The 13891-nt window shown below is 66.3% G+C and carries 10 protein-coding genes; 2 read left to right on the top strand and 8 right to left on the bottom strand.

Annotation, left to right across the window (positions count from 1 at the left end; genetic code table 11):
• The first annotated feature begins 124 nt into the window (after positions 1–124).
• Entirely contained in the window at positions 125–2002 is a 1878-nt protein-coding gene (locus D2E22_RS04855; protein ID WP_126031987.1) for an AMP-dependent synthetase/ligase, read from the top strand.
• Positions 2003–2140: 138 nt separating this feature from the next.
• Here D2E22_RS04855 and D2E22_RS04850 read toward each other — a convergent pair whose 3' ends face one another.
• Positions 2141–3595, bottom strand: a complete 1455-nt coding sequence (locus D2E22_RS04850; protein ID WP_126032108.1) for an MFS transporter — start codon at positions 3593–3595, stop codon at positions 2141–2143.
• Positions 3596–3722: 127 nt separating this feature from the next.
• Entirely contained in the window at positions 3723–5138 is a 1416-nt protein-coding gene (locus tag D2E22_RS04845; RefSeq protein ID WP_126031986.1) for a replication-associated recombination protein A, read from the bottom strand.
• Between the two features lie 87 nt (positions 5139–5225).
• Between D2E22_RS04845 and D2E22_RS04840 the strand changes: the two genes are divergently transcribed.
• Positions 5226–7793 (top strand): DEAD/DEAH box helicase, encoded by a 2568-nt coding sequence (locus D2E22_RS04840; protein ID WP_126031985.1) that lies wholly within the window; start codon positions 5226–5228, stop codon positions 7791–7793.
• Between the two features lie 40 nt (positions 7794–7833).
• Here D2E22_RS04840 and D2E22_RS04835 read toward each other — a convergent pair whose 3' ends face one another.
• The 6 genes from D2E22_RS04835 to D2E22_RS04810 all read right to left on the bottom strand — a co-directional run bounded on the left by D2E22_RS04835 (position 7834) and on the right by D2E22_RS04810 (position 13643).
• Positions 7834–8814 carry a PPK2 family polyphosphate kinase gene (locus D2E22_RS04835; RefSeq protein ID WP_126031984.1) on the bottom strand — a complete coding sequence of 327 codons (981 nt, stop codon included), beginning with the start codon at positions 8812–8814 and terminating at the stop codon, positions 7834–7836.
• Positions 8815–9032: 218 nt separating this feature from the next.
• The gene (locus D2E22_RS04830; RefSeq protein WP_126031983.1) at positions 9033–10139 is read right to left on the bottom strand and encodes an amino acid ABC transporter permease; all 1107 of its coding nucleotides are present in this window, start codon (positions 10137–10139) and stop codon (positions 9033–9035) included.
• A 3-nt stretch (positions 10140–10142) separates the two neighbouring features.
• Positions 10143–10820, bottom strand: a complete 678-nt coding sequence (locus D2E22_RS04825) for an amino acid ABC transporter permease (protein WP_126031982.1) — start codon at positions 10818–10820, stop codon at positions 10143–10145.
• A 1-nt stretch (position 10821) separates the two neighbouring features.
• A complete protein-coding gene (locus D2E22_RS04820) occupies positions 10822–11670 on the bottom strand; it encodes a glutamate ABC transporter substrate-binding protein (RefSeq protein WP_126031981.1) in 849 nt (282 codons plus the stop codon).
• A gap of 92 nt (positions 11671–11762) precedes the next feature.
• Positions 11763–12542 (bottom strand): amino acid ABC transporter ATP-binding protein, encoded by a 780-nt coding sequence (locus D2E22_RS04815; protein ID WP_126031980.1) that lies wholly within the window; start codon positions 12540–12542, stop codon positions 11763–11765.
• Between the two features lie 318 nt (positions 12543–12860).
• On the bottom strand, positions 12861–13643 hold the full coding sequence (locus D2E22_RS04810; RefSeq protein ID WP_126031979.1) for an alpha/beta hydrolase: 783 nt from the start codon (positions 13641–13643) through the stop codon (positions 12861–12863).
• Positions 13644–13891 lie beyond the last annotated feature (248 nt).

The following is a 13891-nucleotide window of genomic DNA, read 5'->3' as shown; positions in this document are numbered from 1 at the left end:
TCGCGCGTCGGCGCACGACACGCGAGGTTCGCGCTCCGGAACGCTCCGTGAACGCTTACGTAACCGTAGGAAGAGGACATGTCGGGACGTGTTTTTGTATCATCGATCGAGTAATCGTATACCTATGAGCGAAGACAACACAAAGCGCGTCGGGCGCACCGACGACGAAGTCACCAACGCGACGGCGATCGTCAAGGAATACACGACACCGTTGCACAAGCCGATCGATCCGGATATCAACCTCTTCGATTTCCTCGCGGGCCGAGCGCAGCGCGACGCCGACGGTTCGATGGTCTGCTACAAGGACGACGCCGGCACATGGCAGACGTTCTCGGCCGCCGAGTTCCGCGACAAGGTCGTCCAGATCGCGAAGGGCCTCATCGGCTGGGGCGCGCGTCCGGGCGAATCGATCGCGATCATCGCGCACACCCGATGGGAGTGGGTCGCGCTCGATCTGGCGATCATGGCGATCGGCTGCGTGACGGTCCCCGTCTACGAGACGAACTCCCCCGCGCAGATCCGCACCGTCTTCAACGACGCGTCGGTCGTGCTAGCGTTCGCCGAGGACGACGGCCAACGCGACAAGATCGAATCGATCGGCGCCGACGTCGCGTCGCTGCGCGCGACCTATATCATCGAATCCGACGCCGTCGACGCGATCATCGCCTTCGGCGCCCACGTCGGCGACGAGGAGTTCGAGAAGCGCCGCAACGCCGCGCACGGCGACACGCTCGCGACGATCATCTACACCTCCGGATCAACCGGCACGCCCAAGGGCATCGAGATCAGCCATCGCAACATGGCGGCCGAATGCATGCATGCGCTGCAGTACATGCCGCGCGCGATCGACATCCCCGACCGCCGCCTGCTGCTGTTCCTGCCGATGTCACACGTCTTCGCGCGCTTCATGACGATCGTCTCCTTCTCGGGCACGCTCACGCTCGGCCTGAGCGGCGACATGAAGACGATCATCAAGGACTTCGAGAACTTCGGCCCGACGCTGCTGCTCGCCGTGCCACGCGTGTTCGAGAAGGTGTACAACGCCGCGTCGCAGCGCGCCGGCAGCGGCTTCGCCGGGCGCATGTTCCTTCGCGGCGTCCGGGCGGCGCAGGACTGGTCGTCCTACGAACAGTCCGGCGAGCGGATGCCGATGTCTGTAAGGATGCGGCACGCGTTCTACGATCGGGTCGTCTACAGGAAGATCCGCACCGTCTTCGGACCGAACGCCGACTTCGCGATCACCGGCGGAGCGCCGATGGACCCCGATCTGGCGCACTTCTACAACGGCATCGGCATGCCGCTGCTCGAGGGATACGGTATGACCGAGACCTGCGGGCCGGTGAGCGTGAGCCTGCCGGAGAACAACCACATCGGCACGATCGGACAGCCGCTGTGCGGGACGACGGTCGGCGTCGCCGAGGACGGCGAGCTGTGCTTCAAGGGCGAAAGCGTGTGCATGGGCTACCACAACCAGCCCGAGGTCACCGCGCAGCAGATCACCGACGGATGGCTGCACACCGGAGACCTCGGCGACGTCGACGAGGAGGGCTTCATCACGCTCACCGGCCGCAAGAAGGACCTCATCATAACCGCCGGCGGCAAGAACGTCTCCCCCAGCCAGCTGGAGACGACGGTCATGACGTCGCCGGTCGTCGCGCAGTGCCTGGTCATCGGCGACCGCAAGCCGTTCATCGCCGCGCTCATCACGCTCGACCTCGACGACGCGAACGCATGGCTCACGTCGCAGGGCGCCGCGCCGGCGGCCTCGCTCGAGGAGCTCTCGAAGAACCCGATCGTCTACGCCGAGGTCGAACGCATCGTCAACAAGGCGAACGAGGGCGTCTCGCGCGCCGAATCGATCCGCAAGTTCGAAATCCTGCCCGACGAGTTCACGCAGGACAACGGCATGATCACGGCGAGCCTCAAGACGCGCCGCAAACAGATCATCGACCACTACCGCAAGCTCATCGACACGGTCATCTACGTGCCGCGCAAGAAGTAGCGGACAGGACCACCGGCGAAGCGGACGGGGGCGCGGTTCACATCGAACGTATGCGAACCGCACCCCCGTCCGCTTCGTACATCCCGCGGAACGTCGGAGAACGCCCCAACCGTCCGGGTCGGCGCCTTGCGGGCGCGATCAGCGGACGACGCGCCTCGCCCGCAGCCGGAAGGCGGCGAACAACAGGCACCACGACGCCATGACGATGAGCAGCATGATCGCGAAGGTCCACGCGCCGCCGATAGCGGTCGCATGCGCGAACCGCGCGGTGCCCTGGCCGCCCGCACCCGCCTGCGCGATCGCGAACACGGTCGAGAACAGCGTCGTCCCGGCGGCGCCGCCGAACTGCAGCGACGTGTTGAACACGGCGTTGCCGTCGGGGGAGAATTCGGGCGCGACGCCGCGCAGCGCCGAGGTCAGGATGTTCGAATAGCCGAGCGCGTATCCCACGCCGAAGACGAAATACAATCCGGCGAGCAGCGCCGGCGTCATGTGCATCGAGCACGCGAGCATGAGCGCAAGCGCCACGACGCACGCCGCGAACGCGGAAAGGATCGGCCGCGGCGCATCGTAACGGTCGTAGAACATGCCGCCGACCGGCGCGAAGAACGCGCCGATGAGCGCGCCCGGCAGCACGAGCAGGCCGGCGACGAGAGGCGTCGTGCCGAGCGAGAGCTGCGCGAGGTTCGTGATGACGTAGCCGAACCCGATGCCGACCATCGGCATGAGCAGATAGGCGGCGAGGTGGAACATGACGACGCGGTCGCGCATCCACCCCAGACGGATGAGCGGCGAGTACGAGCGCCGCGTCGACCATACGAAGAACGCGAGCGACGCGACGCCGGCGACGAACGCTACCGCGGCCACTACAACCGTGGCGGCGGCGCGGCGTCCGGACACGGCGTCGCTGATGGCGACGCCGCCCTGGTTGATCGCGAGTATGAGCGAGGCCAGCCCGACCACGATGGCCAGGAACTGCAGCGGGTTGAGCCTCACCTCCTCGAGCGGACGCCGCTGACGGATGCACACCAGGCCGATCGGCAGCGAGACGAGCAGCACGACGGGGATGACGCACACGAAGATGCTGCGCCACGGCAGTACGCTCGTCACGGCGCCGCCGACCGTCGGTCCGATCGCCGGCGCGACGGTGATGACGAGGGAGCCGACGCCCATGAGCCTACCGACCTTCGAGCGCGGCGACTGCTGAAGGATGATGTTCATCATCAACGGTGTCGCGACGCCCGATCCGACGCCCTGGATGACGCGCGCCAGCAGGATGACGGCGAAGTCCGACGTGAAGACCATGATCGCCGAGCCGACGACGGCGAGCACGACGGCGGCCACGAAGGTCGACTTCATCGCGAACCGGCGGTTGAGGTACGAGGACAGCGGCATCGTGACGCCAACCGACAGCAGGTAGATCGTCGTGATCCACTGCACGGTCGCCATGTCGACGCCGAACTCCTCCATAAGCTGCGGGAACAGCACCGTCATGACCGTCTCGGTGAGAATGCCGATGAAGGCGAGCGACCCCACCGCCACGATCGAGCCGATGAGCCTGCGCGGGATGCGTTCATCGGCCGCCACGGCCATGTCGGCGACGTGTTCCGTTCCGTGCTCGCCGGCATCACCGGATCTCGTCTGTTTCACGCTCAAAACGGGCATGCTCCTTCCTGTCCGGCGCTTCGCGACGGCGAAGGCCGGAACGCATATCGGCTATTCACTGGTCGGCCGCGCCGTCATGCGTCTGCGACGCGCCCGGTGCGGGCGCCCGGCGCAGAATCGAACGGATGGCCTCGAGACGTGGCCCGAGCTCGCGCTCGTAGCCTCTGTCATTGGGATGATAGTACTCGCGTCCCACCAGCTCGTCGGGCATGTACCGCTGGGCGGCGACGGCGCCGGGAGCATCATGCGCGTACTGGTAGCCGCGGTGGTTGCCCCAGCTTTCCATCAGCTTCGTAGGCGCGTTGCGCAGATGCAGCGGCACCTGCCCGATACGGCCGGCGTCCACGTCCGCGAGCGCGTCGTTGATCGCCCGGTAGCTCGCATTGGACTTCGGCGCCGTCGCCACGGCGAGCGCGGCCTCCGACAGGATGATCCGCGCCTCGGGCATGCCGACCATCGCCACCGCCTGCGCCGCGGCGACGGTGACCTGCAGGATCTGCGGGGCGGCCATGCCCACCTCCTCGGCGGCGGCGATCATGATGCGCCGGGCGATGAACCGCGGGTCCTCCCCCGCACGAATCATCCGCGCCAGATAGTGCAACGTGGCGTCCGGATCCGAGCCGCGCATCGATTTGATGAACGCGGAGATGACGTCGTAGTGGTCGTCGCCGTCCTTGTCATAGCGCACGGTGGCGGCGTCCATGACCTGCGCGACCACCTGCGGCGTGATGGCCGGCTTCGGCGCCTGCGGACCGTCCTGCGCCGCGACCCGCGACCCGTCGAGCGCGCCCGCGGCGGCCTCGAGGATCGTCAGCGACTTCCTCGCGTCGCCGCCGGCCATGCGGATGATGTCGTCGAGGGCCGCCGTCTCGAGCACGACCTTCCCGTCGAGGCCGCGCGGATCGTCGACGGCGCGCGAGACGACGGTCCTCAGCTCGTCCGCTTCGAGCGGTTCGAGCTTGACGACGACCGATCGGCTCAGCAGCGGCTTGATCACCGAGAAACTCGGGTTCTCGGTCGTGGCCGCGATGAAGGTGACGTCGCGGTTCTCGACGCTCGGCAGCAGCGCGTCCTGCTGCGATTTGGAGAAGCGGTGCACCTCGTCGATGAACAGCACCGTCTCGCGCCCCTCGGTCACGAGCCGCTCATGGGCCCGCGAGAGCACGGCGCGCACGTCCTTGACGCCGGACGTGACCGCGGACAGCTCCTCGAAGACGCGTCCCGACTGCCGCGCGACGATGTACGCGAGCGTCGTCTTGCCCACGCCGGGCGGTCCGTACAGGATGATGGAGCTCGGCGCCGTGAGCGAACCGCGTGACGCGGGGTCGGCGAGCCTGCGCAGCGGCGAGCCGTTCGCGAGCACGCGCCGCTGTCCGACGACGTCGTCGAGCGTCGTCGGGCGCATCCGCACGGCCAGCGGCCGCACGAGTTCATCATCGGCGTCCGTGGCCGAGAACAGGTCTTCCGTCATGGACTCCAGTCTAACGCCTTTCGATTCGAACATTTGTTCGACACGCCGCCCGGGCGTCCCGCCCCTCCCCCCATTAGACTGGACGGTATGACGGATGCAACGAAGTACGGTTCCCTCGGCGAGCTCGCGCCGAACTGGGGATCGCATATGGAACCCCTGAGCGACGACGAGATCTACGAACGCTTCTTCACCTGGGTCAACGACGTGAAGGGCGTCGAACCCTGGCCGCATCAGGAGGAGGCGATCATGGGCCTGCTCGCCGGCGACCATGTCATCCTCAACACGCCCACCGGCTCGGGCAAGTCCCTCGTGGCGCTCGGCATGCACTTCGCCGCGCTGTGCACCGGCAGGCGCTCCTACTACACGGCGCCGATCAAGGCGCTCGTCTCGGAGAAGTTCTTCGATCTCGTCGACGTGTTCGGTCGCGACAACGTCGGCATGATCACCGGCGACTCCCATATCAACGCCGAAGCGCCGATCATCTGCTGCACGGCGGAGATCCTCGCGAACCAGGCGTTGCGCGAGGGCGTGCACGCGGACATCGGCTGCGTCGCGATGGACGAGTTCCACTTCTACGGCGACCCCGAGCGCGGCTGGGCATGGCAGGTGCCGCTGCTCACGCTGCCGCAGACGCAGTTCCTGCTGATGAGCGCCACGCTCGGCAACGTGGACGCGATCGCGGACAAGCTCGAGGAGATGACCGACGCCGACGTCGACGTCATCGCCGATGCGCCGCGCCCGGTCCCCCTCTCCTACGAGTACACGCTCGACCCGCTCGAGAAGACCGTCGAACTGGCCATCGCGAAGCATGAGACGCCGATCTACGTCGTGCACTTCTCGCAGGACGCCGCCCTCGACACCGCGCAGTCGCTCGCAAGCGCCGGCGTCTCCAGCAAGGAGCAACGCAAGGCGATCGCCGAGGCCGTCGCCGGCACGAAGTTCACGACGGCCTTCGGCAAGATCCTCAAGCGCCTGCTGGCCAACGGCGTCGGCATCCACCACGCCGGCATGCTCCCGCGCTACCGACGCCTCGTCGAGCAGCTCGCGCAGAAGGGGCTGCTGCCGGTGATCTGCGGCACCGACACGCTCGGCGTCGGCATCAACGTGCCGATCCACTCCGTCGTGCTCACCCAGCTCACGAAGTTCGACGGCTCGCGCATGCGCCGCCTGCGCGCCCGCGAATTCCATCAGATCGCCGGCCGCGCCGGCCGCAGCGGCTTCGACACCGAGGGACTCGTCATCGCCGAGGCGCCCGAATACGAGATCGAGAACGCGAAGGCCGTCGCGAAGGCGGGCGACGACCCGAAGAAGCTGCGCAAGATCAAGCGCAAGAAGGCGCCGGAAGGGTTCGTGACCTGGAACGGGCAGACCTTCGACAAGCTGATCGACGCCGCGCCGGAGACCCTCGTCCCCCAGATGAGGATCACGCATGCGATGGTGCTCAACGAGGTCGAGCAGGGCGGCGACGCGCGCAGGCGCATCGACGCGCTCATCGACGATTCGCAGCAGACCCCCGAGCAGAAGGACCAGCTGCACACACGCGCCGACGAGATCTTCACTACGCTGTTCGACACCGACGTCATCGAGACCGAGGACCGTCCCGACGGCGGCAGGGACTACTACCTGACGGTGGACGTCCCGCGCGACTTCGCGCTCGACCAGCCGCTGAGCCCGTTCCTGCTCGCCGCGCTCGAGCTGCTCGATCCGGACAGCGAGACCTACGCGCTCGACGTGATCTCGATGGTCGAGGCGACGCTCGAGGACCCCAAGCAGGTGCTGCGCGCCCAGAAGCGCCAGGCGCGCGACGCGGCGATGGCGGACATGAAGGCGGACGGCGTCGGCTACGACGAACGCATGGAGCGCATCCAGGAGATCACCTATCCGAAGCCGCTCGCCGAGCTGCTCGACGCCGCCTTCGCCAAATACCGCCATGACGTGCCCTGGGCGAACGACTACTGGCTGAGCCCGAAGTCGGTCGTGCGCGACATGGTCGAGACGGCGTCCGATTTCACCGGATACATCGCCCGGTACAACATCGCGCGCTCCGAGGGCACGCTGCTGCGCTACCTGTCCGACGCCTACCGCGTGCTGTCCCGCACGGTGCCCCCCGAGAAACGCGACGAGCGGCTCGACGACATCATCGCATGGCTGCGTGTCGTCGTCCGTTCGATCGATTCGAGTCTGGTGGACGAATGGGAGAACGCCGGCCGTCTCGACGCCGGCGAGGCGGCGACGCTCGCCGCGCCCGCCACGGCGGACGCCGTCGTCGAGGACCGCCGTGGACTCACCGTGCTCGTGCGCAACGCGCTGTTCCGCCGCGTCCAGCTCATCGACCTCGACGACCCCGAGGCACTCGGCGCGCTCGACAAGGACTGGCATTACGGCGTGCACGAATGGGAGGACGCGCTCGACGCGTTCTACGACGAGCATGAATACGTCGGCACCGACATGAAGGCGCGCAGCGGCGAGTTCTTCATCATCGACGACCGCGACGAGAAACGCGGCCATACGTGGACGGTGCGGCAGATCCTCGACGACTCCGACGGCGACCACGACTGGGCGATCACCGGCGTCGTCGACCTGGACGCCACGCAGGAGCAGGGCGAGGTCGTCTTCCGCGACTACAGCGTCAGGAACATGACCGAATCCGACTGAGCCGCAGGATACGGCCGACGACGGCGTTCGCCGGCCGCGATCACGAATCGGCGGCGAGCCTTCGGATGGCCTCGTCGCGGTCCACGTCGAGCGGCGGCCACGTCATGTTGAAGTTCTTCATCGTCGTGCGCAGCAGCTCGGAGACGACGATGCGCGAATACCAACGCTTGTCGGCCGGCACAAGATACCACGGCGCATAGGAGGTGCTCGTGCGCTCGAACACGTCCTGCCACGCGATCATGTATTCGTCCCAACGGTCTCGCGCATCAAGGTCGCTCGGGTCGAACTTCCAGTATTTGCGCGGGTCGTCGAGGCGGTCGAGGAAATGCTTGCGCTGGGCCTCCTTGCTGGAGATGAGGAATATCTTGATGATCGCGCAGCCTCCGGCGACGAGGTCGCGCTCGAAGGCATTGATCTCGTCGTAGCGTTCCCTCCACACCTCCTCCGGCACGGTCCCCTGGATGCGCGGCATGACGATGTCCTCGTACTGCGAACGGTCGAAGATCGAGATCCAGCCGTTCGCCGGCAGCTCCTTGCGGATGCGCCACAGGTAGTCGTGACGGCGCTCCTGCGGCGTGGGCGCGCCGAAGCCATGGTAGTGGATGCCCATCGGGTCGACCTGGCTGAACACGTGCCGGACGATGCCTCCCTTGCCGGAGGCGTCCATGCCCTGCAGCACGATGAGCAGCCGGTGATGGTCCCCACGTATGCCATTGGCGTACATGAGCCGTTGGTAGCGCGCGATCTCGGTGGCGCTCAACGCGATGAACCGCTCGCCGTCCTCCTGGTCGCCATCGAATCCGGGCGTCGAGCCGGCGTCGATGCCGGTGAGCTCGGTGTTCGCCGAGAAACGCAGCCGCTGCGCCGGCGGCAGCGTCCACACCGAGCTGAGCATGTCGCTGGATTTCGCCGCACGCGCGAGGCGCTCGGTAATCGTGTCCGCGTCCTTGACGTCCTGGGCCTGCGAGGCGATCCGCTTCATCGTCTTCCTGATGTTCTTCAACTGCTTGTCCTTCGCCATGTCCCCAGTCTAACGCCCGATCCGCCGCCCGGACCCCATCGCCCCATATGCCCCGCCGCCTCCCCCTCCCTTGAGGATTACGGGCAGCGCCTTTCCCCGAGGGCTGCTGGCAGCGCCACCCGTAACGATGCACCACCCGTAAAGACGAAAGCGGCCGCGGCCGGAGCGGAGTGGCTGATTCCCGTTCCGACCGCGGCCGCCTTACGACCGTGACCGCCTCACTGCTTTCCGGGGTCCGGCTTCGTACGGCCGGCGTGCCCCCTGTGGTGATGCTGATGGCCGTTCTTGGCGACCTGGCTTTGCGGCTGCGTCTCGTCGTAGCCCTGTGTGTAGCGCGTGCGCCTCCAGTTGTGGATCGACGCGTTCGAACCGCGGTGATGCACATGGTAGAGGCGCTGCGAACCGCCCAGCGGGCGCTCCTCGCGTGCGACGGCGATCTGGTTGACGTTCGACGGGTCGAGGATCGCGATCGGCGCGACCGGCTCGGCCGCGGCAGGCGCCATCGTGCGCTGCTGCATGCGCACAGGCAGCCATTCGGCGAGCCTCGACAGCAGCCAGCAGAGGATGAAGTAGACGACGCCGGCGACGACGAGCGTCTGCAGGATGTTGAAGTACATCGAGCCCAGTCGGCGCGACTCCTGCAGCAGATCGGTGTACATGATGATCGAGCCGAGCGCCGTGTCCTTGAGCACGACGACGAGCTGCGTGACCGCCGCCGGCATCATCGCGTAGATCGCCTGCGGCACCTCGACGTTCAGCAACGACTGCGTGCGCGTCAGGCCGAGCGCGACGGCCGCCTCATGCTGCCCGTTGGGCAGGTTGCCGACGCCGGAGCGCACAAGTTCGGCGACGACCGAGCCGTTGTACAGCACGAGCGAGATGACGACCGCCCAGTACGCGGGGCTCGGCAGGTCCATGAACGCGAACCAACGCCAGAAGAAGATCATCATGATGAGCACCGGCACGGCGCGGCAGAACTCGATGATGACGCCGCACACGCCGCGCACGACGGCGTTCGGGATGAGTCGGCCCACGCCGAACAGCAGGCCGAAGACGACGGCGCCGATCACTGCGAGGAACGTCGCGCGCAGCGTCGCCCACAGGCCCGGCAGATAGAAGTCGGCCCATGCCTCGCCGTCGAGCGCCGGCTTCCACAGCTCCCAGCTGAGCTGGTTCTCGCCGTCCGGCGGGTTGTGCAGACGCATGATGATGAGGACGGCGATCGCGACGAACACGATCGCGGCGACCCAGTTGATGATCTTGATCCTGCGGAGCATCCTCGGACCGGGCTGGTCGAAGAGCAACGCGCTTTCGTTTGCGGCCATGACTCACCTCCGAACCGCGAGCTTGTTGGACAGGAACGTCGTCAGCAGACCGATCGGGATGATCAGGATGACGTAGCCGAACGCGAAGATCAGGAAGATCTGGATGATGACGTCCGGACGGAACTCGATCATCTCGCTCATCAGCGACGAGGTCTCGGTGGCGACCGAGGCGGCCGCGGCGACCGTCGAGTTCTTGAGCAGCGCGATGAGCGTGTTGCCAAGCGGCGCGACGGAGCCGCGCAGCGCCTGCGGCATGATGACGAGCGTCGCCGACTGCATGAAGTTGAGGCCCATCGCGCGGGCCGCCTCGGCCTGCCCGAGAGGCACCGTGTTGATGCCGCTTCGCAGCGACTCGCAGACGAAGGCCGCCGTATACAGCGACAGGCCGACGACCGCGAGCCAGAAGAAGTTCGTCTCGAAGTTGTCCGAGAAGCTCAGCTTGAGCTGCGCGAACGCGCCGAGCACCATGAAGACCATGATGATCGTCAGCGGCATGTTCTTGAAGAACTCGACGTAGCCGCCCGCGACATGCCGCATCGACGCGATCGGCGAGATGCGCATGAGCACGAGGATGATGCCGAGGATCGCCGAGAACAGCGCCGACCAGAACGTCAGTTCGAGGTTGACAAGGAATGCGGCCGGCACGTTGTACTGCTGGAACAGCGAGATGAATCCTTCCATGTCACTCCCCCTCGTCCGGTTTGGGCGGATTGTACTTCGGGTTCGGCCTGTAACCGGTGCCCTCGGTCGCGTTCTCGATCGCGCGTTCCCATTCGCCGGTCTTCTCCATCTCCTCGATGGCCGCGTTGATCTTCGTCGCGAACTCCTTGGAATCGGCGTCCTTCTTGATGCCGACGCCGTAGTATTCCTCGGTGAACGGCTTGCCGACGACCTTGAGCTTGCCGCGCGAAGCCGATGCGAGGCCGGCGAGGATGATGTCGTCGGTCGTCACGGCGTCGACGATGCCGGAGAGCAGCGCCGTCGCGCATTCCGCGTATCCCGGCTGCTCCATGAGCTGCACCTCCTTCGCGAACTTCTCCTTGACGACCTTCGCCGACGTCGATCCGGTGACCGAGCACAGGCGCTTGCCGTTGAGATCCTGCGGCCCCTTGATCGAGTCGTCGTTCGCGCGGACCATGAGATCCTGGCCGGCCACGAAGTACGGGCCGGCGAAATCGACCGCCTTCTTGCGTTCGTCGGTGATCGAATACGATGCGAGGATCATGTCGACGTCGCCGTTCTGCAGCATCGCCTCACGTTGCTTGCTCGGCGCCTCCTTGAACACGATCTGCGAATCGGTGTAGCCGAGCTGGTTCGCGATGTAACGGGCCACGTCCACGTCGAACCCCTCATAGGTCCCGGACTTCTTGAAGCCGAGTCCCGGCTGGTCGAATTTGATGCCGACCTTGATGACGTCGCCGTCTTCGTCGCCGCTCGAGCCGCACGCCGCCACCCCCGCGGCGCACGCGAGCGCGCACAGCGCGGCGAGCCCTTTGCGCAGCAGCGTGCGCATGCTTGTTCGTTGGGTCATTGTTCCTTCTTTGCTTGCTTTCGTTGCGTGTCCGGATCCCGTTCCTCCCGCGGGAGCCGTCGGCCGTCGCGGGACGGCGCCGGCACGCGCCGTCAGTGGGTGAGGATCTTCGACAGGAAGTCCTTCGCGCGCTCCGTCTGCGGATGCTCGAAGAACTCGTCCGGCGTGCCGCGTTCGAGGATCTGCCCGTCGGCCATGAAGATGATGCGGTCGGCGGCCTTGCGCGCGAAGCCCATCTCATGGGTGACGCACAGCATCGTCATGCCTTCATGGGCGAGTTCGACCATGACGTCGAGCACTTCGTTGACCATTTCCGGATCGAGCGCCGAGGTCGGCTCGTCGAAGAGCATGACCTTCGGGTGCATCGCGAGCGCGCGGGCGATCGCGACGCGCTGCTGCTGGCCGCCGGAAAGCTGCGACGGCATCTTGTTCGCCTGGGAGTCGACGCCGACGCGCGCGAGCAGGTCCATCGCCTCGCGTTCGGCCTGCGTCTTGTCCATGTGGCGGACCTTGATCGGCGCGAGCGTCACGTTGTCGAGGATCGTCTTGTTCGCGAAGAGGTTGAAGGACTGGAAGACCATGCCTACCTCGGCGCGCAGCTGCGCGAGCCCGCGGCCCTCCTTCGGCAGCGGCTGCCCATCGATGCGGATCACGCCCGAATCGATCGTCTCGAGACGGTTGATCGTGCGGCACATCGTCGATTTTCCGGAACCGGAAGGCCCGACGATGACGAGCACCTCGCCCTTCTTGACCTTGAGATTGATGTCGCGCAGCACATGCAGATTGCCGAAGTGCTTCTCCACGTGCTCGAGCTCGACGAGGTAACGGTCGTCGCCCTGCGCGTCCTGTTGTGTCACTGTAGTTGCTGTCATAGGCGCACAGTCTAGGGTTTGTATGTTTCATCTGGCAAACGCGACGACGCCCGTTCGCCGATTCCGAATATCATCCGGTCATATTGTGGGACGATGTATCATTATCCGCTCTGCCGGATGAGCAAACATGGCCGCGCAGGCGGAACATCGGCGCCCCGCACGCTCCCCGCAAGTGGATTCATGCACCGTCTCATCGAGTCCCCTCACAGGCGTGCTGTACGTTCCGTTCCATATGCTTTGTGCGCGCGACACGGCCGTGCCCACATCCCCGTCGCGCATGCGCATGGCATGGACTTGCGCGACGGCATGGACGCCGGCTCAGACGATGCGCTTGTGCGATGCGAGGAACTGCACGGCCTCGGCGACGGCGGCGTCGCGGTCGGCCCCGGTGAGGGGATGGCCGAGATGCGTGTACAGGCTCACCGCGCAATTGGGCATCGCCGCGCCGTACCGACGGGCCGCCCCGTCGCCGACGACGGCGTCGTCCTCGCCTTGGATGACGAGCGCGGGCCCCCTGAACATCGCCGTCGTCTCGTAGATCGGCAAGGTCTGCGCGATGCGCACGTACTTGCCGGCGACGTCCTTGCCGTTCCTGAGTGTGATCTCGTCGGGGATGTGGTTCGCGTCGAAGGGCACGCCGAGCAGCGTGCCGCGCAGCGCGTCGTCCTTGATCGCCGCGGCCGGCGCGAGCATGACGAGGTTGTTGATCACGTCGGAGTACATGCCCGCGGTCATGCCGGCGACGACGGCGCCCTGCGAATGGCCCATCAGCGAGATCCCGGCCGGCCGGATGCGCGCGCGCACATCATCGAGCACGGCGATCGCGTCCTCGATCTGGTTGAACACGTCGGAGTCCTCGAAGGCGCCGTCGCTGCGTCCGCGCCCGTTGAAGTCGAAGCGCACGACGGTGAAGCCCTGCCCGACGAGCCCGTCGGCGATCTGCTGGTAGACGTCGCCCTCTTTGGCTCCCATGTCGCGCATGAAGCCGTGCATGAAGACGACGGCCGGTCCGTGCGGCGAATCCTGCGGCCGTTCGACGAGTCCGCGCAGCGTGAGCCCGTCGCGCCTGACTTCGATTTCCTCGCTTGTCCTGTCCGTCATCTGCTGTCCTCCTGACCATTGGCGTGCACTACCGGCCATCGTAGACGCCGAGGCCGCGAGACGTCCGCCGTCATGCCGAGGGCCAACCCGGAGAGACGACCGGCGGCGGACACGCCAAATACCGCCACCGATAAGCACTGGACGCCGATAAGCATCGCAACCACCCATAGGCCCGCAACCGGTAGGGCATGCAGCAGGGGCGGATATGCCGCCAGCGGCGCATGACGAAGAGGGCTGGGCGCAACCGT

The organism is Bifidobacterium castoris, from assembly GCF_003952025.1.
Lineage (GTDB): Bacteria > Actinomycetota > Actinomycetes > Actinomycetales > Bifidobacteriaceae > Bifidobacterium > Bifidobacterium castoris.
This window is presented reverse-complemented; position numbering and strand designations above follow the sequence as displayed.

Coding starts and splice junctions, on each gene's coding strand:
- D2E22_RS04855 (WP_126031987.1), top strand. CDS start 125: ATGAGCGAAGACAACACAAAGCGCGTCGGGCGCACCGACGACGAAGTC.
- D2E22_RS04850 (WP_126032108.1), bottom strand. CDS start 3,595: ATGGCCGTGGCGGCCGATGAACGCATCCCGCGCAGGCTCATCGGCTCG.
- D2E22_RS04830 (WP_126031983.1), bottom strand. CDS start 10,139: ATGGCCGCAAACGAAAGCGCGTTGCTCTTCGACCAGCCCGGTCCGAGG.
- D2E22_RS04835 (WP_126031984.1), bottom strand. CDS start 8,814: ATGGCGAAGGACAAGCAGTTGAAGAACATCAGGAAGACGATGAAGCGG.
- D2E22_RS04810 (WP_126031979.1), bottom strand. CDS start 13,643: ATGACGGACAGGACAAGCGAGGAAATCGAAGTCAGGCGCGACGGGCTC.
- D2E22_RS04840 (WP_126031985.1), top strand. CDS start 5,226: ATGACGGATGCAACGAAGTACGGTTCCCTCGGCGAGCTCGCGCCGAAC.
- D2E22_RS04820 (WP_126031981.1), bottom strand. CDS start 11,670: ATGACCCAACGAACAAGCATGCGCACGCTGCTGCGCAAAGGGCTCGCC.
- D2E22_RS04815 (WP_126031980.1), bottom strand. CDS start 12,542: ATGACAGCAACTACAGTGACACAACAGGACGCGCAGGGCGACGACCGT.
- D2E22_RS04825 (WP_126031982.1), bottom strand. CDS start 10,820: ATGGAAGGATTCATCTCGCTGTTCCAGCAGTACAACGTGCCGGCCGCA.
- D2E22_RS04845 (WP_126031986.1), bottom strand. CDS start 5,138: ATGACGGAAGACCTGTTCTCGGCCACGGACGCCGATGATGAACTCGTG.